Genomic DNA, 21,148 nt, shown 5'->3' on the forward strand with positions numbered 1-21,148 from the left:
GTGACCAGTGGACCCGGCAACGCCGGTGCGCAGCGCGCCGCCATCGCCGCCGTGCAGGTGCTCGGGCTCGCCGTGTGGTTCTCCATGTCTGCGGTGGCGCCCGGCCTGCGCGGCGAGTGGGGGCTCGACTCCGCCGAGGCGGTGTGGCTCACCGCGTCCGTCCAGCTCGGCTTCGTGACCGGCGCGCTCGCCTCGACCACGCTCAACCTCGCCGACCGCGTCCCGCCCCCGCGGCTGCTCGCCGCCGGCGCCGCCGCGGCCGCCGCGTGCACCGTGCTGCTGGCCCTGGTGGTCGACCGGTTCGCCGCGGCCGTGCCCCTGCGCTTCCTCACCGGCACGTGCTTGGCCGCGGTCTACCCGGTCGGCATGAAGCTCATGGTGTCCTGGGCGCCCAGCACCGGACGGGGCCGGACGATGGGCGTCCTCATCGGCGCGCTCACGCTCGGCTCGACGCTCCCCCACCTCATCGCGGGCCTCGGCTCGCTGCCGTGGCGCGGCGTGCTGCTGGCCGCCGCGGGGGCCGGGTTCCTCGCGTCCCTGGTCGCGCTGGCGTTCATCCGGATGGGCCCGCACGCCGCCGCGTCCGCGCCCGTCCGCAACCCGCGCTACGCCCTGACCATGTTCACCCAGCGCCGCCCGCGCCTGGCCAACCTCGGCTACTTCGGGCACATGTGGGAGCTCTACGCCCTGTGGACCTGGATCCCGGCGTTCCTGGCCGCCGGGGACGGGGCGGGGGGCCTGCCCGGATCGGTCGGGATCACCGTGTTCCTCACCATGGGCGTCGGCGGTGCGCTCGGCTGCCTGCTCGGCGGCTGGGGCGCGGACCGGTTCGGCCGACCTCCGGCCGCGATGGCGGCCCTGCTGGTCAGCGGCCTGTGCTGCCTGGCCTCCCCGCTGCTCTTCCCCGCGCCGCCCGCGCTCGTGGTGGCGTTCTGCGTGGTCTGGGGCGCCGCCGTGATCGCCGACTCCGGGGTGTTCTCCACCTCCCTGAGCGAGGTCGCCGATCCGCGCTACGTCGGCACGGCCCTGACCGCCCAGACCGCGATCGGGTTCGCCCTCACCGTCGTCACCATCCAGCTCACGCCCCTGCTCGCGGACGCCGTCGGCTGGCGCTACGCCTTCCTCCTCCTGGCCCCCGGTCCCCTCGCCGGGGCCCTCGCGATGCACGCGCTGCGGGATCGCCGCGCCCGGTCAGCGTGACGCCGTGCGCACCGCGGGCCGGGCCGTCACGCCGGTGCTCATCTCGGCCACGGTGTGCGCCCGGATGTCGGGGCGCGGTCCGTCCTGCTCGGCGACGGACCGCACGTGGTCCTGGGCCGGTTCGATCAGGCCGTCGTAGACCTCGCAGAACACCTCTCGCGCGCGGGCCCGCGGCCAGTCGGCCGGCAGCAGGTCGACCGGCAGCAGCGGGTCGAGCGTCGGGAAGCGCCGGTAGGTGTCCATCACCTCGGTGCGGGCCCGCACGGCGGACGCGCCCGTAACCCCGCCCGCCCGGATGCGGGGCAGCAGCGGCTCCCAGGTCCGGACGAAGGCCCGGTACCGCTCCGCGATGGCCGTGAGGTCCCACGCCTCGATCGGGTCGCGCGTGACGTCCGCCCGGAAGTCGAGCTGACGCGCGCGGAACGTGGTCAGCGAGCCCGGGGTCGCCGCGACCAGCTCCGCGTGCGCCTGCTCGGTCAACGGGTGCGGCGAGACCCAGACACCGTCGTAGAGCGGCCCGTAGCCGCGCCACCGCAGCTGCGCCCGCAGCGAATTCCGCCGGGTCTTCTCCTCCTTCGGCATGGTGAAGACGACGACCGTCCACGAGCCGTCCCACGCGTCGGGCTCGGTGGCGAAGGTGGCGATGGAGATGCCACCGCCGAGCAGTTCCGCCGCGGCGGGCTCGGTCAGGCGGTACGAGCTGGACCGGCCCTGCCGGCTGCCCTCGACCACGCCGCGCCGGGCCAGCCTGCTGACGGCGGTGCGCGCGGCCCCGGCCGTCACGCCGAACCCGCCCAGCAGCGCCACGATCGCGGTGGTCGGCAACCAGGCGCGGGTGCCGATGGTGTAGTCGGCGATCAGCGTCACCGCCAAGCCCTGCGGTGAGCTGCCGCTCTGCCGGCGCGGCAACCGCGCCGAGCCGGCTTCGACGTCGGGGAAGATCTCCTCCACGTTGAACGGGCTGATCACGCTGTGCTCCCGTCGCAGGTCCGCGTTGTCCACCGACCCTATCGAGACGTTTATTGACACTTCTGCGGACCGGAGACAAACTACCTGACATATTCGGGCTCGCCGGGACGCCGCCACGACGGCCGCAGCCGCGGCACGGGTCGGCGCCACCGACCGGATCGCACCACCGCACCCACCCCCCGCGCACGCCGGGCAGCCGGTGTCGCGCCCGACCCTGTCCACGTCACGTGGTAGGAGGGACATCCAGTGGCAGAACCAGAACGGGCACCCCGGGCGTTAGCCGGGCAGCCCCGCACCACCCGCCCGGGACGGTGGTGGAGGTACGCCGCCGCCGTGGCCGCGGCGGTGACCGTGCTCGGAGCGCTGACCGCCACGAGCGTCACGCGTCCCGCGTTGGGCGCGGCGGACAACCCCTACCAGCGCGGACCGGACCCGACCCCGGCCAGCGTCTCCGCCAACCGCGGCACGTTCGCGACCGCGGAGGTCGGCGTCGGCGCCGGGAACGGCTTCGGCGGCGGCGTGATCTACTACCCCACCGACACCAGCCAAGGCAGGTTCGGCGCGGTGGCGGTCGTGCCCGGCTACACCGCGACCTGGGCTGCCGAGGGCGCCTGGATGGGCCACTGGCTGGCGTCGTTCGGGTTCGTGGTCATCGGGATCGACACCAACAGCCGCACCGACTGGGACACCGCGCGGGGCACCCAGCTGCTGGCCGCGTTGGACTACCTGACGCAGCGCAGCTCGGTGCGGGACCGGGTGGACGCCACGCGGACCGCGGTCATGGGCCACTCCATGGGCGGCGGCGGTGCGGCGGCCGCGTCGTTGCAGCGGCCCTCGCTGAAGGCTTCGATCGGCCTGGCGCCGGCCAGCTTCTCGCAGAACCTGACGACCACCCGCGTGCCCACCATGCTGCTCTCCGGGCAGAACGACACCACGATCACGCCGGCGAGCGTGCTCACGCTCTACAACGGCATCCCGGCGTCGGTGGAGAAGGCGTACCTGGAACTCGCCGGCGCGGGCCACGGCTTCCCGACCTCGAACAACACCACGATGATGCGCAACGTCATCCCGTGGTTCAAGGTCTTCGTCGACAGCGACACCCGCTACACGCAGTTCCTGTGCCCGCTGGCGAACTGGAACGGCATCCGGACCTACCAGAGCACCTGCCCGCTGGTGCCCTCGACGCCGCCGACCAGCACCACAACCAGCACCACAACCAGCACCAGCACCAGCACGACGACGTCGACCACCACCAGCACGACCACGACCACGCAGCCCGTCGGCGCGTGCAGCGCCACCTACCGGACCGCCAACTCGTGGGAGGGCGGCTACCAGGGTGAGGTGACCGTGACCGCCGGCGGCTCGGGCGTCAACGGCTGGACCACCCGGTGGACGCTGGGCAGCGGCCAGACCATCAGCCAGGTCTGGAACGGCACGCTCACGGTCGACGGGTCGACCGCGTCCGTGCGCAACGCCTCGTACAACGGCACGCTACCGGCCGGGGCGTCGGCCACGTTCGGCTTCATCGGCGGCGGCTCCCCGCCCACGTCCCTCACCTGCACCAGCCCGTGACGGCCTGACGGCGGCGATGGTCCCGGCCGAGGGGGAACGCTTACCTCCTCGGCCGGGACCGTCGCGGAAGTCCAGCAGGGCAACAGGCGTCCGGCAGCGGTCAGTACGGCGGGGTGTCGGGCCAGACGATCGAGCTGGTCGGGACGGGTGCGGTGAGCCTCCGGAAGCGGTGGGGCGGGACGGCTCCGCGGTCGCGCAGGCCGGTGGCGACGAGTCGGGCGACCTCGATCGCGCCGAACGCCCGGAAGTGCGTGTTGTCCTGGACGCCGTCGGGGTAGTTGGCCGATTCCCCGGCCGCCAGGTGCAGGAAGTGCTCCTTCGTCCCCTCCACGCCCGCGCGGTTCCACAGCGCCGTGCTGGACGCGGTCAGGTCGACCAGCGGCACCCGCTTGGCGGCCGCGAGTTCCCGCATGGCCTCCGGGTAGGCGCCGTGCGACGGCGCGGCGACGCCCGCGCCGGTGAAGCGACGCCGTTCCACCGGCGTGATCAGGACCGGGATCGCACCCTTGGCCCGGCTCCGGTCGACGTACTGCGACAGGTAGGACTTGTAGGTCGTGGACGGCTCGGTGTAGCGGGCCGGGTCCTCGACCTTCTCGTCGTTGTGCCCGAACGAGATCAGCAGGTAGTCGCCGGGCTTGATGCGGGCCAGGATGTGGTCGAGCCGGCCCAGGTCGACGAAGCTCTTCGAACTGGCCCCGGACTTGGCCACGTTCACCGCCACGGCGCCGGGGGTCAGGAACGCCGGGAGCGCCTGCCCCCAGCCGGTCCGGGGAGCCAGCGAGGACACGTAGGTCGACGCGGTGGAGTCCCCCGCGATGTAGACGTGGACGGGCGGCGCCGCCGAGGCCGTGCCCGTGACGGCCAAGGGGGCGAACGACACGGCCACCACGGCGCCGATGGTCAGGCGTTTCAGGCTCATGCGCGGTGTTCCTCTCCGGTTCCCGGCTCGGGGCGGCTCATCCGACGGGGTTCCAGCCGTCGGTGCCGGCCAGGTACTTCTGCGGGGTGTAGTCGGCGGCCTGGGTGTCGGGCAGTTGTGGCCGGTTGGTGTTGGTGCCCGCGCCGGTGCCGGTGTTGCGGTATTCGAGGAATCGGGCGTTCTTCCACGAGTTGCCGGACATGTCGGTCCAGGGTTGGGCGGTTTTGATGGTCGCGTTGAGGGTGGATTCGCGGTAGAGGACCTGGGCGTCGGGTCGCCAGGGTCGGCCGAGCTGGGTGGTGTTGTTCGTGGTGCCGGTGATGGTGGAGCGGTGGAACAGGAAGCCGTACTTCTTGTCGGCCGGGGTGCTGGCGGCGGTGATGGGGCCGCCGGTGGTGCGCTTCTCGTGCACGGTGGTGCGGTCGAACACGATGGTGCCGCCGCCGAAGATGAAGTCGACGGTGCCTTCGACGTAGGAGTCGGCCATGTAGGCGCGGGTGTCGTTGTTGACGAGGAAGGTGTCCTGGTCGCCGAGCAGGCGGACGTTGCGGAACACGGCGCGGTCGGCGTTGAGGTGCAGCGCCACCGCCTGCTGGTCGGCGGCGCTCCAGTCCTCGTTGTAGTCGTTCGAGATCGTCAGGTTCGTGGCGGTGAAGTCGCGGCCGTCCACGAACATGCTGGCACTGTTGAACGTGCCGCTGGTGACGGCGTGGTTGTTGTAGACGATCACCACGTTCGACGGCGACGTGCCCAGCCCCTGGAGGGTGATGGCGGTCTTGGTGGACGGCACCCGCACCACCTCGCGATAGGTGCCCGGCTTGATGGTGATGACCCGGCGCGTCGTGCTGTTGGCGGGCGCGGCGTCGATCGCGGCCTGCACGGTGCGGTAGGTGCCGGTGCCGTCAGCCGCCACCGTGGGCTTGGTCGTCGACGGTGACGTGGTGGTCGTCGGCACAGTCGTGGTTGTAGTGGTGGGTGCGGTCGTGGTGGTGGGTGCGGTCGTGCCGGTGCACGCGACACCGTTGAGGGTGAAGCTCGTGGGCGCGGGGTTGGCGCTGTTGTTCCAACTCCCGTTGAAGCCGACGGTGACCGAGCCGCCGGTGGGGATCGGCGCGTTGTACTCGACGTTCGTGGCCACCACGTTCCCCGAGGCCGGGTCGGCGGTGAACCCCCACGCGCTGGTCACGCCCTGCCCCGCCGCGAACGTCCACCCCAGCTTCCACCCGTTGACCGGGTCGCCCAGGTTGTGCACGGTGACCGACGCGGTGAACCCGCCCGACCACTGGCTGCTCACCTGGTAGTCCACCCGGCAACCGACGGCCGCTGCCGCCGGTGGCGCCGACGCCACGACGGCGCCCATCACCGCGGCGACGGCCATGACGGCGGTCGTGCCCGCGATCGTCCTGCTCCGCATGTCGGACCTCTCCTCGAACTACCGGCATCGTCGGCGGCGGTGCGGACGACCACCACGCGCGCGGGCGTCCGCAGACACAGACCCGCGCTCGTGCTCGGGGATAACGAGAACCGCGGTGTCGAATTCGTTCGACGGTCCGTCGAACGGATTCGAGGCGCGCTTTGCGCTTCGGAATGAGCTGGTGTAAGCCTCACGGAGGAGGACGAGCGCGGGAGGCGGGACGACGGCGTGAGGACAACGGCTGATTCCGCGTTGGTCCGGGCCGCCGCGACGGGCGACCTGCGCGCTCGCGACGAACTGGTGGCGTGGTGCCTGCCGTTGGTCCGCAACGTCGTCCGCCGCGCCCTGCCGGACGACCCCGAAGCCGACGACGTGGTGCAGGAGACGATGCTGCGGGTCGTGCGCGGCCTTCCCGGGCTGCGCGATCCCGAGCGGTTCCGCGCCTGGCTCGTCACCACGGCGATCCGCCAGGTCCGCGACCACGCGCGGGAACGGCGGGCGTGGTCGGTGCGCAAGCTGCCGCTGGACGTGCTCGACGACGCGGCGGACCCGACGCCGTCCGCGGCCGAGGACGCCGTCGACCGGGTGGAGTTCGAGCGGGAGCGCCGCGACCTGCTCGCCGCCACGCGCTGGCTGACCCCCGACGAGCAGCGGGTCCTGACCCTGTGGTGGCAGGAGGTCAACGGCGAGCTGACCCGGGCCGAGGTCGCGCAGGCGCTGGAGTTGAGCCCGCAGCACACCGCGGTGCGGGTGCAGCGGATGCGGGAACGGCTGCTGCTGGCCCGCACGGTCCTGCGCGCGTGGCGGGCCGCGCCCCGCTGCCCCGGCCTGACCGAGGCGGGGCGCGGGTGGTCGGGAACGGCGGAGAGCAAGTGGTTCAAGCGGTTGGCCCGGCACGTGCGCGGCTGCCCGGTGTGCGGCGCGGTCGGCGCGCCGCGCGTCCCCTCGGACCACCTGGCCGTGGCGATCGGCGTGCTCGCCGCTCCCCCCGCGGTGCAGGCGCTGCCGGCCGCGGGGTCCTTCACCGAGTTCGCGCACTGGGTGCTCGGGCACCTGTCGGTCAAGACCGCCGCGGTGGGCGCTCCGGCGCTGGCCGCGGCGGTGGCCGTCACGGTGTGGACGACGTCGCCGCCGGACGAGCCGCCCGCCGCGGTCGCGATCCCGTCGATCCCGGCGGCCACCTCCACGGCCGCTCCCGCCTCCGCGGCCCCCGTCGCCTCCAGCGCACCCGCGATCCCCAGCGCCTACTACGTCTCGCCGACCGGCGACGACACGGCCGAGGGCAGCGAACAAGCGCCGTTCGCCACCCTGGGTCGCGCCGTGGCGGCCGTCCAACCGGGACAGACGATCTACCTGCGCGGCGGCACCCACCGCGCCACCGCGTCCGTCGACATCACCACCAGCGGCACGCCCGACCGCCGCATCACGCTCACCTCCTTCCCCGGCGAGCACGCCGTCCTGGACGCCGCCGGCGCACCCGCCGACCGGCCGTTCATCGCGCACGGCGCGGCCCACTGGACCGTGCGCGGCCTGGAGATCACCGGTGCGCCGAGCACGGCCTACTCCTGCCGGTCGTGCCGCGGCACGGTGTTCCAGCAGTTGTCGGTGCACGACAACCTCGGCACCGGACTGCACCTGTCCGGCCCCGGCACGGCGGACAACCAGGTCCTCGACAGCGACTTCCACCGCAACGCCGACACCGCCGGGCGCGAGGCCGACGGGCTGGCGATCGGTCCGGGCGACGGCACGGGCAACGTCGTGCGCGGCACCCGCACCTTCCACAACCTCGACGACGGCCTGGTCGTGCAGGACTTCGTCGACCCGGTCGCGGTCGACTCGGCGTGGTCCTACGGCAACGGCGTCGACCGGTGGTCGTCGTCGCGGCCGACCGGCTCCGGCCACGGCTTCGACCTGGGCCGGGTCGGGGCGCACGTGGTCACCCGCAGCGCCGCCTGGAAGAACAAGGGCCACGGCTTCACCACCGGCGGCGTCACGGGCAAGCAGTTCACCGCCAACAGCGCGTTCCGCAACGCCGAGGACGGCTTCGCGCTCGGCGACACCTCCTCGGTCGTCCGCCGCAACTTCTCCTTCGGCAACAAGGCGCAGGTCGTGCCCACCCGCCGCAACCCGGACGAGGGCAACACCTGGGACCTGCCGGGCTGGGGCACCGACGTGCTGCGGGAGCTCGACCCCGCCACCGCCGAGGGACCGCGGCAGCCGGACGGCTCGCTGCCCGTGACGGCGTTCCTGACCAACACCAAGGACGCCTCGGTGGGAGCCCCGATGACCGCCGGCCGCTGACCGGCCGGTTCGCGCCGGCCCGTCGAGCGGGTGTCGTGCGCCGGCCTCCGGTGGTGGTATACAGGGATCGGTGCGATTCCAAGGTGCGGTGGTGACAGCCCACCGGTCCCGTCGTGACGGGACGACCCGGTGCGATTCCGGGGCCACGCGGTGAGACCCCGCCTCCTCTCGGGCCTGTTCCGGCCCCTGGTCCTTGCCCGCGGGAGGAACGTCCTCCCGCTGTCGAGAGGTGGAGTCGCATGTTCACCGGACACATCCACGAGGTCGGCACGGTGGTGGCCGTCGACGGGGGCCGCATCGAGGTCAGCGCGCCCGGCACGGCGGCCGTCGAACCGGGCTCGATCTGCCTGAACGGCGTGGGGCTGACCGTGATCCCCGGCGAGCGGGGCGCGGGCGTCCTGACCGCGGTGCTGTCGCCGGAGACCCGGCGCCGGTCGACGCTGGACGGGGTGCCGCCCGGCACGCGGGTCAACGTGGAGGCGCCGCCCGCGTTGGGCGACCGGTTGGGCGGTCACCTGGTGCAGGGCAACGTGGACGCCGTCGGCAAGGTCGTCCGGGTGGACGACGAGCCGACCGCCAGGCGGTTGTGGATCAAGCCGCCGGAGCGGTTCCTGCCCCTGGTGGTGGCGAAGGGGCAGATCGCCGTCGACGGCGTCAGCCTGACCGTCGCCGAGGTGGCGCGCGACCGGTTCTCGGTGGCGCTGGTGCCCGTGACGCTGCGGCACACCACGCTCTCCGCCCTGTCGGTCGGTGACCGGGTGAACCTCGAACCCGACCTGGTCACCCGCTTGGCGCGGCGCTGGCCGGACGACCCGGCGCGGGCGGTGTCCGAGGTGGTCGCCGCGCTGCCGTGGGCGGGCCGCCGCACGGGCGCGCGTGGTGTGCAGGAGGCGATCGCGCAGGTCGCGGCCGGTGGGGCGGTGGTGGTGTGGGACCCCGACCGCGAGGGCGAGGGCGACGTGGTGTTCGCGGGGGCGCACCTGCGTCCCGAGGCGTTCACGTTCCTGCTCACCCGGGTGTGCGGCCACCCGAGCGTCCCGTGCGCGCCCGAGGTCCTGGAACGGCTGGAGATCGACCCCATCCCCGGACCGGGCGACCGGCACGGCACCCTCCCGCACGTCCCGGTGGACCTGGCCGCCGGGACCGGCACCGGGGTGTCCGCGGCCGAACGCGCGGCGACCGTGCGCCGGCTCGCCGCCCCGCACGCCACCCCGGACGACTTCCTCCGGCCGGGACACGTGTTCCCGCTGGCCGCCCGTCCCGGCGGGCTCGCCGAGCGCGCCGGGCACACCGAGGCCACCGTCGCCCTCTGCGTCGCGGCCGGGCTGCCGCCGGTCGGGGTGTGCTGCGAGGTCATGAACCCGGACGGGACCATGGCGAAGGCCGCCGACCTGGAGCTCGCCGCGCTGCGCTGGGGTTTGCCCATGGTGGATGTCGACGACCTGCGGAAGTACCTGTGACGATGGCGGGGCGCGACCTCTACGACGACGCCCGGTTCTTCGCCGGGTACCGGGCGTTGCGGGACTCGGGCATTGCGCTCAACGACGCCGTCGAGATCCCCGCTCTGGAACGCGTGCTGCCCCCGGTGGTCGGAGCCTCGGTCGTCGACCTGGGCTGCGGCGCCGGCGAACTGGCCCGCCGGCTGGCCGACGCCGGCGCGGCGCACGTCCTGGCGGTGGACTCGTCCCGGCGGATGCTGGCACTGGCCGTGCCGCACCCGCGGGTGCGGCACCTGCGGGCCGACCTCGAAGAGCTGGCGCTGCCGCCGGGTTCGGCCGACCTGGTGGTCAGCAGCCTCGCCCTGCACTACGTCGCCGACTACCCCGGTCTCGTCCGGCGGGTCGCCCGCTGGCTGCGACCCGGCGGCCGGTTCGCGTTCTCGGTCGAGCACCCCGTGTGCACGGCCGCCGACCCCATGACCGGGTGGGTGCGGACCGAGCGCGGCACGGTGTGGCCGGTCGACGACTACGCGGCCGAAGGTCCCCGGACCCAGCGCTGGATCATCGACGGCGTGCGGAAGCACCACCGGCGGTTGGCCACGCTGATCGGCGCGCTGCTCGCCGCGGGCCTGGAGCTGACCGACGTCGACGAGCCCGTCCCCGACCCCGCCGCCCTCGCGGCGCACCCCGAGCTGTCCGACCACCTCCGGCGTCCGCCCCTGCTCGTGCTGGCCGCCCGCTGCGGCGACGACGGGACGAAACCGACCGCACGGGAAAGGGGAACGCGGTGATCGATGCGCGAACCGAACGACCGCGCGGACGTCCCGGCGTTGGCGCTCACCGGAACCGGAGGGGTGTTCTCGGCCGGTGTCGGCAAGCGCGTCGTGGACGGCGGGGGCGAGTCACGTGGCCGTCGACCGCCGGCGGGTGGTGAAGCGCCGCACGGCGAAGCCGGCACCGACGAGCAGGGCCAGTCCCCCGAGCAGCAGGGGGACGCCCGGCAGCGGCCAGGAGGAGCGGACGTACTCGGTCACGGTCACGGTGGCCCGGTACGGGTCGTCGGTCGCCGAGCGGGTGAAGCGGATGTCGTCGGTGATCTGCGCCGGGCGGAACCGGCCGTCGTAGCGGGTCAGGAAGCGGGGGCCGGTCAAGGTGGCGGACAGCGACGGGTACCCCGGGTCCGGGGCCACCTCGCCCGCGAACGTCAGGTCGGCGGGGCTGCCGGTCGGCGCGGGGTTGGTGATGTCCACCCGGTGGTCGGCCAGCACGTACAGGCGCAGCGGTTGCGCGGACTCGGCGGTGGCGGACAGCCGCATCGGGTAGACCGGGGTGTCGGTCTCGAACGCCAGGCGCATCGGCGGCAGGCCGGCGGCGAGGCTGCCCGACGTCGGGGCCAGGCGGACGGCGACGACGAGCCAACCCTCGGCCAGGTACGGCTCCAGCGCGCCGCCGAGCACGGTGGGCAGGGTGAAGTCGTGCTCGTCCAGCCACTGCGCCACGGCGGTCGCGTCGGTGCCGGCGAGCTGGGCCACCTCGTACGGCCCCACCTCGACGTGGTCCACGACGGTCGCGCCGCGCTCGGACCCCGGCGCGCTGCCGGCCCCGTCGCCGTCCACCACCACCCGGCGCACCTCGACGGCCGGGCGGGTGATCCGGTCGAGCTCGCCGAACAGCCCGCCGTCGGCCACCTCGAACCGGGCCCGGCCCGGCACCGGCATCAGGAACGCCGCCTGGGTCGCCTCCGACCGGGCCTGCACCGAGAGGGTGATCGACTCGGTGCGGCCGGTCAGCTCGACCAACGCGGTCTCGTCCTGCGCGCGCAACCGGTCGTTCGCCACGAACGCGCCGCACGCGCACGCCCCGGACGTCGCGGGGTCGAGCGCCACGGCGGTGAGGGCGAGCGCGAGCACCACGGCGATCCGGGTCGCCATCCGGCTGGTTGCCATGGCCCGTCCGACGCGGTCGGCGGCCCTCGGGTTCCGGCCCGGCACGACCGTCGGCGGCGGGTGCGGGGCCCCGTCGCGGCGCGTGACCGGGTGCCCACGTCGCGCTACGGTGCCGGGAAGTCGAAGGAGGGGCTCCCGATGGGCATGGCGGACCGCTTGGCGGCCTGCACGTCGACGTTGCGCGAACAGGGCGCGATCCGCACCGCCACCGCCGCGCACGCGTTCCGGCGGGACCGGTGCGCCACGCACTCCCACCCCTCGCCGGGCTCGCGGATCGACGTGGCCCCGAAGGCTCCGCCCGAAGCGGCGTCGGACGTGATCCACCGCGACACCCCGCTGCCCGGCGGCGGCGCGCCGGGCCGGGCCCCGTTGCCCCTCGCCGGCCCCCATTCGACACAGGTGGTCCGGATCAATCGCGACGACACCTTCGGCACTCCCGCGCGGTCTACCTCGTCCCGGGATTACGACCGGTCGCCCGCCGCCGAGGAATTCACCCGTCCGGAATACCCGATTCCTATCCCTACGCGCCGGTAGTGCGCTACCGACCATCCCGGATGGTGTGACCCGGGTGTTAAAGATACGTGTCGCCCGCGCGGCACCGCGTGCCGCACACCCTGCCATCCGACTGCGCCAACCACAATTCCAGCAGCTCAGAGCAGGATTCACCGAACAGGTTCCGGGATGACCGAAGGAAGGTCCGTGAACACGACGTTACGTCCGGCTCACCGTCCCCGCGCGGAAAGCGTGCGGACCGAAATCCCTTCTTGGTGGGCGCCGCCCCGGCCCCCTATGGTGACCCGGCAGGGTCGATGACGATGGCTGTCGATTTAGCGAATCACTATTTGCTTCGGAGGTGATCGCCGTGTCGAAATTCTCTGCCGGCAACGTTCGTCCGGACGGTGCGCGGGAAGATTCGGGGGCCGGCGACTCGCTGCTGCGCCTGGCCAGGCACTTCCAGCGGGGCGAGACCTCGGTGGACGGGCGCACCTTGCACCAGATCGGCGGGCGCGGCGCCGACGTGTTCTACCGGGACCGGTGGGCCTACGACAAGGTCGTGCGCTCCACCCACGGCGTGAACTGCACCGGGTCGTGCTCGTGGAAGGTCTACGTCAAGGACGGCGTGATCACCTGGGAGGCGCAGCAGACCGACTACCCGTCCATCGGGCCGGACAAGCCGGAGTACGAGCCGCGCGGCTGCCCGCGAGGCGCGTCCTTCTCCTGGTACACCTACTCCCCCGCGCGGGTGCGCTACCCGTACGTGCGAGGCGTGCTGCTGGAGCTGTACCGCGAGGCGAAAGAGCGGCTGAAGGACCCCGTGCTCGCCTGGGCGGACATCGTCGAGGACCCGGAGAAGTCCCGCCGCTACAAGGCCGAGCGCGGCAAGGGCGGCTTCGTGCGCGCCGAGTGGTGGGAGGCGGCCGAGATGGTCGCCGCCGCGCACGTGCACACGATCAAGCGGTACGGCCCGGACCGGGTCGCGGGCTTCTCGCCGATCCCGGCGATGTCGATGGTCAGCCACGCGGCCGGCGCGCGGTTCGTGTCACTGGTCGGCGGCTCCATGCTCAGCTTCTACGACTGGTACGCCGACCTGCCGGTGGCGAGCCCGCAGGTGTTCGGCGACCAGACCGACGTGCCGGAGTCCGCGGACTGGTTCGACGCCGGGTACCTGATCATGTGGGGCTCCAACGTCCCGGTCACCCGCACCCCCGACGCGCACTACATGACCGAGGCGCGGTACCGCGGCCAGAAGGTCGTCGTGGTGTCCCCGGACTACGCCGACAACACCAAGTTCGCCGACGAGTGGCTGCCCGCCCGCCCCGGCACGGACGCCGCGCTCGCCATGGCGATGGGGCACGTGATCCTGCGGGAGTTCTTCGTCGAGCGGACCACGCCCTACTTCACCGACTACGTCAAGCGCTACACCGACCTGCCGTTCCTCGTGACGCTGACCGAGACCGAGGACGGCCACGTGCCGGGCAAGTTCCTCACCGCCGCCGACCTCGGCGACACCGGCGAGGGCGCGGAGTCCAAGACGGTCCTGCTCGGCGCGCACGGCGAGCCCGTGGTGCCGGCGGGGTCGCTCGGGCACCGGTTCACCGACTCGGGCCGGGGCAGCTGGAACCTCGACCTCGGCGGCGTCGACCCGCTGCTGTCGGTGCACGGCGGCGACCCGGTCACCGTGGCGCTGCCCCGGTTCGACACCGCCGAACCGGGCGTGCTGCGCCGGGGCGTGCCGACCCGGGTCGTCGCCGGCCGGCGCGTGACCACCGTGTTCGACCTGCTGCTGGCCCAGTACGGCGTGGGTCGTGACGGCCTGCCCGGCGAGTGGCCCACCGGCTACGACGACGCCACCCAGCCCTACACCCCCGCCTGGCAGGAGGCGATCACGGGCGTGCCCGCCGCCGCGGCCGAGCGGATCGGGCGGGAGTTCGCCGACAACGCCGAGCGCTCCAAGGGCCGGTCCATGATCCTGATGGGCGCGGGCACCAACCACTGGTTCCACTCCGACCAGATCTACCGCTCGTTCCTGGCGCTGACCATGCTGACCGGCTGCCAGGGCGTCAACGGCGGCGGCTGGGCGCACTACGTCGGCCAGGAGAAGTGCCGCCCGATCACCGGGTGGTCCACGCTGGCGTTCGGGCTGGACTGGCAGCGCCCGCCGCGCCAGATGCAGGGCACGATCTTCTGGTACCTGGCCACCGACCAGTGGCGCTACGACCCGTTCACCGCGGAGGTCATGTCCTCCCCGCTGGCCACCGGCCGGTTCGCCGGGCGCACCGCGGCCGACAACATCGCGCTCGCGTCCCGGCTGGGGTGGATGCCGAGCTACCCGACGTTCAACCGCAACCCGCTCGACCTGGCCGACGAAGCGGAGCGGCTGGGCAAGACCGCCGCCGACCACGTGGTGGACGGGCTCAAGTCGGGGCACCTGCGGTTCGCCTGCGAGGACCCCGACGCGCCCGAGAACTTCCCGCGCGTGCTCACGGTGTGGCGGGCGAACCTGCTGGGCTCGTCGGCCAAGGGCAACGAGTACTTCCTCAAGCACCTGCTCGGCACCGACACCAACCTGCGCGCCAAGGACGCCGACGGCGTGCGGCCGCAGGAGGTGACCTGGCGCGACGAGGCGCCGGTCGGCAAGCTGGACCTGCTGCTGTCGCTGGACTTCCGGATGACGTCGACCACGCTGTTCTCCGACGTGGTGCTGCCCGCGGCGACGTGGTACGAGAAGCACGACCTGTCCTCCACCGACATGCACCCCTACGTGCACGCGTTCTCGCCCGCGATCTCGCCGCCGTGGGAGACCAAGACCGACTTCGAGGCGTTCCACCGCATCGCCCGCGGTTTCTCGTGGCTGGCGGAGAAGCACCTGGGCAAGCGCAAGGACGTCGTGGCCGTCGCGCTCACCCACGACACCGCCGACGCCACCGCCCAACCGGGCGGCCGGGTGCTGGACTGGAAGGCCGGCGAGTGCGAGCCGATCCCCGGCAAGACCATGCCCCGGCTGGTGGTCGTGGAGCGGGACTACCCGGCGGTCGCCGACAAGATGGCCGCCCTCGGCCCGCTGGTGGAACAGGTCGGGCTGACCACCAAGGGCGTCACCGTGCACCCGGACGAGGAGGTCGAGTACCTCAAGGGCGCGAACGGGACGGTCGCGTCCGGTGTCGCGGCGGGACGGCCGTCGCTGGCCAAGGACACCCACGCCGCCGAAGCGATCCTGGCCCTGTCCGGCACGACCAACGGCCGCCTGGCCACGGAGGGCTTCCGCGCCCTGGAACGCCGCACCGGCACCGAGCTCGCCGACCTGGCCGCGGAGAGCGAGGGCAAGCGGATCACATTCCCCGACACGCAGGCGCGGCCGGTGCCCGTGATCACCTCGCCCGAGTGGTCGGGCAGCGAGGCCGGCGGCCGGCGGTACTCGCCGTTCACCATCAACACCGAGCGGCTCAAGCCGTGGCACACGCTCACCGGTCGGCAGCACTTCTTCCTCGACCACGACTGGATGTTCGAGCTGGGCGAGCAGCTGCCGGTCTTCCGGCCGCCGCTCGACATGACGGCCCTGTTCGACGAGCCCGCCGTCGGTGCGCTGAACGGCGGCGCGCTGAACGGGGGCGTGACCGTGCGGTACCTGACGCCGCACTCGAAGTGGTCGATCCACTCGGCCTACCAGGACAACCTGCACATGCTCACGCTGTCGCGCGGCGGCCAGGCCATCTGGATGTCCGACCGGGACGCCGCGAAGATCGGCGTCGAGGACAACGACTGGATCGAGGCGGTCAACCGCAACGGGATCGTGGTGGCGCGCGCGATCGTGTCCCACCGGATGCCCGAGGGCACGGTGTTCATGTACCACGCGCAGGACAAGGCGGTCGGCGTGCCGCGGACGGAGGCCACCGGCAAGCGCGGCGGCATCCACAACGCGCTCACCCGGCTGATGATCAAGCCGTCGCACCTGATCGGCGGCTACGCCCAGCAGTCCTTCGCGCTCAACTACCACGGTCCGACCGGCAACCAGCGCGACGAGGTCACGACCATCCGTCGACGCAGCCAGGAGGTGCAGTACTGATGCGCGTGATGGCACAGCTCGCCATGGTGATGAACCTCGACAAGTGCATCGGCTGCCACACGTGCAGCGTCACGTGCAAGCAGGCGTGGACCAACCGCGGCGGCGTCGAGTACGCGTGGTTCAACAACGTCGAGACCCGACCCGGGCAGGGTTACCCCCGCCAGTACCAGGACCAGGACAAGTGGAAGGGCGGCTGGACGCTCACCAAGCGCGGCAAGCTGACCCTGCGCACCGGCTCGCGGCTGCGGCGGTTGGCGAACATCTTCGCCAACCCGGACATGCCCACCGTGGCCGACTACTACGAGCCGTGGACCTACGACTACCAGAACCTGCTGTCCGCGCCGCCGTCGGACACGACCCCGACGGCGAAGCCGAAGTCGGCGATCACCGGCGAGGACACGAAGGTCACGTGGGGCGCGAACTGGGACGACGACCTGGGCGGCGGACCCGCGCAGATCGGCAAGGACCCGCTGCTGGGCAAGCTGTCCGAGCAGGTCAAGCTCGAGTTCGAGCAGACGTTCATGTTCTACCTGCCGCGCATCTGCGAGCACTGCCTGAACCCGTCGTGCGCGGCGTCCTGCCCGTCCGGCGCGATCTACAAGCGCGCCGAGGACGGCATCGTGCTGGTGGACCAGGACAAGTGCCGCGGCTGGCGGCAGTGCGTCACGGGCTGCCCGTACAAGAAGATCTACTTCAACCACAAGACGGGCAAAGCGGAGAAGTGCACGTTCTGCTACCCGCGGGTCGAGGTGGGCATCCCGACGGTGTGCTCCGAGACGTGCGTGGGGCGGCTGCGCTACATCGGCGTGCTGCTCTACGACGCGGACAAGGTCGGCGAGGCGGCGTCGGTCCGGGACGAGAAGGACCTCTACCCCGCGCAGCTCGACGTCTTCCTCAACCCGCACGACCCGCGCGTGGTCGCCGAGGCCGAGCGGGCGGGCATCTCCGCGGAGTGGATCGAGGCCGCGCAGAACTCCCCGGTGTACCGGCTGATCGTCGACTACCAGCTGGCGCTGCCGCTGCACCCGGAGTACCGCACCATGCCGATGGTCTGGTACGTGCCGCCGCTGTCACCGGTGGTGGACGTGCTCAGCCAGACCGGGCACGACGGCGAGGCGGTGGGCAACCTGTTCGGCGCGATCGACGCGCTGCGCATCCCGGTGGAGTACCTGGCCGAGCTGTTCACCGCCGGGGACGTGGGGCCGGTGCGCGCCTCGTTGCAGCGGTTGGCCGCGATGCGGGCGCACATGCGCAAGGTCAACCTGGGTGAGGAGGTGGACGACTCGATCGCCGCGTCGGTGCGGCTGGCGCCGGGCGAGATCGAGTCGATGTACCGGCTGCTCGCCATCGCCAAGTACGAGGACCGCTACGTGATCCCGGCCGGCGCGGGGTCCGACGCGCACCGGCTGGAGGCCCTGACCACGGGGTGCAGCCTGGACGGCGACGGCGGTCCCGGCATGACCGCGTTCGAGGTGATGGACGAGAAGTTCCGGCTGAGCGACACCAACGGCGCGGCGCCGCCCGACAAGGCCAAGCGCATCAACCTGCTCGACTGGGACGGCACCAGCACCGCGGGCCTCTTCCCGACCTCGGGCAAGAGCAACGGCGCCGGCAACGGCACCGCGAACGGCAACGGCTCAGCGAATGGCAACGGTGCCGGTACGGGTGCCGGTGCCGGTTCCGCTCACGAACCCGAGGCCATCGGATGAGCGTGCTGCGCAAGCGGGACAAGGTCGTCGCACCGCCGGACCGGGACAGCAGGCTGGTGTGGCGGATCGCCGCGCTCCTGATCGACTACCCCGACGCGCGGCTGGCCAAGATGCTGCCCGAACTGCGCGAGGCGGCCGCGGCGCTGCCCGCGCCCGCCGGACCGGCCCTCGTGTCGTTCGTCGACCACGCCCTGTCCTCGACCGGGAGCGCGCTCGCGCAGCACTACGTCGAGACGTTCGACCTGCGCAAGCGCAACTGCCTGCACCTGTCGTACTACGCCTACGGAGACACCCGCAAGCGCGGCATGGCGCTGCTGCGGTTCAAGCACGCCTACCGCGCGGCCGGGGTCGAGCTGGGCGAGCACGAGCTGCCCGACCACCTCTCGGTCGTGCTGGAGTTCGCCGCCACCGCCGATCACGAAGCCGGGCGGCGGCTGCTGGTGGAGCACCGGCCGGTGCTGGAGATGGTCCGGCTGTCCCTCGCCGACGGCGGCTCGCCGTACCTGGCCGTGCTGGACGCGGTGTGCGCCACGTTGCCGGAGCTCAGCGCCGCCGACCGCCGCAAGATCGCGACGCTGGCCGCGGAGGGGCCGCCGGAGGAGGACGTCGGGCTGGAGCCGTTCGCGATGGACCCCAGCCTGCACGCGCACGCCGAGTCGGGAGGACGACGATGACCACGCTGCTGTGGCTGGCGCTGCCCTACATCGCGCTGACCTCGTTCCTGCTCGGGCACGTCTGGCGCTACCGGCACGACCAGTTCGGCTGGACGACCCGGTCCTCGCAGCTGTACGAGAGCAGGTTGCTGCGCCTGGGCAGCCCGCTGTTCCACTTCGGGCTGCTCGCCGTGATCGGCGGTCACGTGCTGGGCCTGGTGATCCCCAAGAGCTGGACCGAGTTCGTCGGCGTCACGGACGGGATGTACCACCTGGTCTCGGTGACCGCCGGCTCGCTCGCGGGCGCGGCCACGGTGGCGGGCATGGTGGTCCTGCTGTACCGCCGGTTCGCCGTACCCGCCGTGCGCAAGGCCACCACGCGGGGCGACAAGGTCATGTACGCGCTGCTCGCGGCGGCCATCGCGACCGGCATGGTCAACACGGTGGGCGAGAACCTGATCGGCGGCGGCTACGACTACCGCGCCACGGTCTCGGTCTGGTTCCGGGGCCTGTTCACCTTCTCCGCCCGACCGGAGCTGATGGCGGGCACCCCGCTCAGCTTCCAGGTGCACAACGTGATCGTCCTCGTGCTGCTGGGCATCTGGCCGTACACCCGCCTGGTGCACGTGTTCAGCGCCCCGGTCGGCTACCTGGTCCGCCCTTACGTGGTCTACCGCCGCCGTGACCCGAAACGGCCCGACACCAACCGCTACGCCCGCGCGTGGAGCGACCAGCACGAGTGACGAGGTCACCCCTGCGGTGGGCGGAGGTGCTTGATCACAAGGTGCGATGGGGGGGGCATTGCGGCACTCGTCGTTGACAGTCCGTTCCGGGCGGTCAACCAATACACCCGAATGGTGGAACACGGACGGGTCCGGGCGGGTGCAGCATCGTGGTCCCTGCTCCGCCGCCAAGGGAGAACCATGCGAAAACTGCCTGGCACAGCCCTGTTCGCCGCCTTGCTGCTCGGTGTCGCCGTCGTTCCCGCACCCGCCTCCGCCGCGGGCGCGGTGTCGTACGTCGTGCTGCTCGCGGACGGTTCCGCGTTGTCGTCGCTCGCCGCCGACCCCGCCGTCGCGGTCACGCACCGCTACGAGTCGGCGGTGCGCGGTTACTCCGCACGCATGACCCCGGCCGCCGCCGCACGCCTCGCCGCCGACCCGCGCGTGGCGCTGGTGCAGCGCGACGGCGTGGCCACCATCGCCGCCCAGTCGGTGCCGACCGGCATCGACCGGATCGACGCCGAGAGCAGCCCCACGGCCCGCATCAACGGCGTCGACGAGCGGGTGAACGTCGACGTCGCCGTCATCGACACCGGCATCGACCTCGACCACCCGGACCTCAACGTGCACACCGCGGGCGCGAAGAACTGCTCCACCGGGCGTTCCGCGGACGACGGCAACGGGCACGGCACCCACGTCGCCGGCACCATCGGCGCCAAGGACGACACCAACGGCGTCGTCGGTGTCGCGCCGGGCGCGCGCGTCTGGCCGGTGCGCGTGCTGAACAACAACGGCAGCGGCAGCTGGTCGGACATCATCTGCGGCATCGACTTCGTGACGGCGCACGCGAACGAGATCGAGGTCGCCAACATGAGCCTCGGCGGCTCGGGCACCGACAGCGCCTGCGGCAGCAACCAGGACGCCATGCACGAGGCGATCTGCCGCTCCGTCGCCGCCGGCGTCACCTACGTCGTGGCCGCGGGCAACAGCGCGGCCGATTCCGCGTCGTTCGTGCCGGCCACCTACGGCGAGGTGATCGCGGTCAGCGCGCTCGCCGACTTCAACGGTCAGCCGGGCGGCGGCGCGGCTTCGACGTGCCGGTCCGACGTGGACGAGACGTTCGCCGACTTCTCCAACCACGGCGCGGACGTCGACCTGATCGCACCCGGCGTGTGCATCCTGTCGACCTGGAAGGACGGCGGCTACAACACCATCTCCGGCACGTCGATGGCGAGCCCGCACGTCGCCGGCGCGGCGGCGCTCTACAAGGCCACCCACCCGTCCGCCTCACCCGCCGCGGTCAAGTCGGCCCTGCAAGCCGCGGGCACCTCGGACTGGACCACCTCCTCCGACCCCGACTCCGCCCACGAACCGCTGCTGAGGGTCGCGACCTTCTGACGACGGCGCACCGCGCAACCGTGGACCCCGGCCTCCGTTGGCCGGGGTCCACGGCTTGCGCGTTCCGCGACTGCGGTCAACGCTCTGGTTCCGAGAAAGGCAAGACCCTGATCGGACACCGGAATCGTTCACAAGGATGAACCCGGTCGGCATTCTTGCTTAAGCGGTCAAGTTGACGCATCCAGCTGACCTGCACAGAAATAGTTGAGTGATGACGGTCAATCAAGACAGGGCAGGTCAAGTGGCCAAGCCTCGCATGAGGTCTGAATGGTCTAGACTTTCTCGCCTTGTCCACATATGCGAACCACTCGCCATCGCACACCATCTTGGTCGACTGTTCGC

15 protein-coding genes are annotated in these 21,148 nt (G+C 72.3%); 11 read left to right on the forward strand and 4 right to left on the reverse strand.

The features are described 5' to 3' along the window. Entirely contained in the window at positions 1-1,200 is a 1,200-nt protein-coding gene (locus tag ACIQMJ_RS27245; RefSeq protein ID WP_499763831.1) for an MFS transporter, read from the forward strand. Here the strand turns inward: ACIQMJ_RS27245 and ACIQMJ_RS27250 are convergent. Further along, entirely contained in the window at positions 1,192-2,202 is a 1,011-nt protein-coding gene (locus tag ACIQMJ_RS27250; RefSeq protein WP_499763832.1) for a PaaX family transcriptional regulator, read from the reverse strand. The two genes, ACIQMJ_RS27245 and ACIQMJ_RS27250, sit on opposite strands and share 9 nt — an antisense overlap. 300 nt (positions 2,203-2,502) lie before the next feature. Between ACIQMJ_RS27250 and ACIQMJ_RS27255 the strand changes: the two genes are divergently transcribed. After that, positions 2,503-3,741, forward strand: a complete 1,239-nt coding sequence (locus ACIQMJ_RS27255) for a poly(ethylene terephthalate) hydrolase family protein (RefSeq protein WP_499763833.1) — start codon at positions 2,503-2,505, stop codon at positions 3,739-3,741. A gap of 100 nt (positions 3,742-3,841) precedes the next feature. Here ACIQMJ_RS27255 and ACIQMJ_RS27260 read toward each other — a convergent pair whose 3' ends face one another. Then, positions 3,842-4,660 carry a rhamnogalacturonan acetylesterase gene (locus ACIQMJ_RS27260; protein WP_499763834.1) on the reverse strand — a complete coding sequence of 273 codons (819 nt, stop codon included), beginning with the start codon at positions 4,658-4,660 and terminating at the stop codon, positions 3,842-3,844. Positions 4,661-4,697: 37 nt separating this feature from the next. Beyond that, entirely contained in the window at positions 4,698-6,074 is a 1,377-nt protein-coding gene (locus ACIQMJ_RS27265; RefSeq protein ID WP_499763835.1) for a pectinesterase family protein, read from the reverse strand. Between the two features lie 228 nt (positions 6,075-6,302). On the opposite strand from ACIQMJ_RS27265, the gene ACIQMJ_RS27270 reads away from it, so the two are divergent. The 3 genes from ACIQMJ_RS27270 to ACIQMJ_RS27280 all read left to right on the forward strand — a co-directional run bounded on the left by ACIQMJ_RS27270 (position 6,303) and on the right by ACIQMJ_RS27280 (position 10,605). Further along, positions 6,303-8,375: a sigma-70 family RNA polymerase sigma factor gene (locus tag ACIQMJ_RS27270; protein ID WP_499763836.1), complete on the forward strand. Its 2,073-nt coding sequence runs from the start codon at positions 6,303-6,305 to the stop codon at positions 8,373-8,375. 239 nt (positions 8,376-8,614) lie between these two features. Next, complete coding sequence (locus ACIQMJ_RS27275; RefSeq protein WP_499763837.1) at positions 8,615-9,835, forward strand: riboflavin synthase; 1,221 nt, start codon at positions 8,615-8,617, stop codon at positions 9,833-9,835. A gap of 2 nt (positions 9,836-9,837) precedes the next feature. Then, positions 9,838-10,605, forward strand: coding sequence for a class I SAM-dependent methyltransferase (locus ACIQMJ_RS27280; RefSeq protein ID WP_499763923.1), 768 nt, complete (start codon positions 9,838-9,840; stop codon positions 10,603-10,605). A 111-nt stretch (positions 10,606-10,716) separates the two neighbouring features. Here ACIQMJ_RS27280 and ACIQMJ_RS27285 read toward each other — a convergent pair whose 3' ends face one another. After that, a complete protein-coding gene (locus tag ACIQMJ_RS27285) occupies positions 10,717-11,760 on the reverse strand; it encodes a DUF2330 domain-containing protein (RefSeq protein WP_499763838.1) in 1,044 nt (347 codons plus the stop codon). Positions 11,761-11,898: 138 nt separating this feature from the next. On the opposite strand from ACIQMJ_RS27285, the gene ACIQMJ_RS27290 reads away from it, so the two are divergent. From ACIQMJ_RS27290 to ACIQMJ_RS27315, 6 genes are all read left to right on the forward strand, one after another. Beyond that, positions 11,899-12,294 (forward strand): hypothetical protein, encoded by a 396-nt coding sequence (locus ACIQMJ_RS27290; RefSeq protein WP_499763839.1) that lies wholly within the window; start codon positions 11,899-11,901, stop codon positions 12,292-12,294. A 397-nt stretch (positions 12,295-12,691) separates the two neighbouring features. Continuing rightward, complete coding sequence (locus tag ACIQMJ_RS27295; RefSeq protein WP_499763924.1) at positions 12,692-16,324, forward strand: nitrate reductase subunit alpha; 3,633 nt, start codon at positions 12,692-12,694, stop codon at positions 16,322-16,324. Further along, positions 16,324-18,033: a nitrate reductase subunit beta gene (gene narH, locus ACIQMJ_RS27300; protein ID WP_499763840.1), complete on the forward strand. Its 1,710-nt coding sequence runs from the start codon at positions 16,324-16,326 to the stop codon at positions 18,031-18,033. The genes ACIQMJ_RS27295 and narH overlap by 1 nt, the downstream gene beginning before the upstream one ends. After that, a complete protein-coding gene (gene narJ, locus ACIQMJ_RS27305; protein WP_499763841.1) occupies positions 18,030-18,707 on the forward strand; it encodes a nitrate reductase molybdenum cofactor assembly chaperone in 678 nt (225 codons plus the stop codon). The genes narH and narJ overlap by 4 nt, the downstream gene beginning before the upstream one ends. Beyond that, positions 18,704-19,429, forward strand: coding sequence for a respiratory nitrate reductase subunit gamma (narI, locus tag ACIQMJ_RS27310; protein WP_499763842.1), 726 nt, complete (start codon positions 18,704-18,706; stop codon positions 19,427-19,429). Before narJ ends, narI begins: the two co-directional genes overlap by 4 nt. 180 nt (positions 19,430-19,609) lie before the next feature. Beyond that, entirely contained in the window at positions 19,610-20,806 is a 1,197-nt protein-coding gene (locus ACIQMJ_RS27315) for a S8 family peptidase (protein ID WP_499763843.1), read from the forward strand. The last annotated feature ends 342 nt before the right edge of the window (positions 20,807-21,148 follow it).

The sequence above is a fragment of the Actinosynnema sp. NPDC091369 genome (genome assembly GCF_044757065.1).
Classification (GTDB): Bacteria; Actinomycetota; Actinomycetes; order Mycobacteriales; family Pseudonocardiaceae; genus Actinosynnema.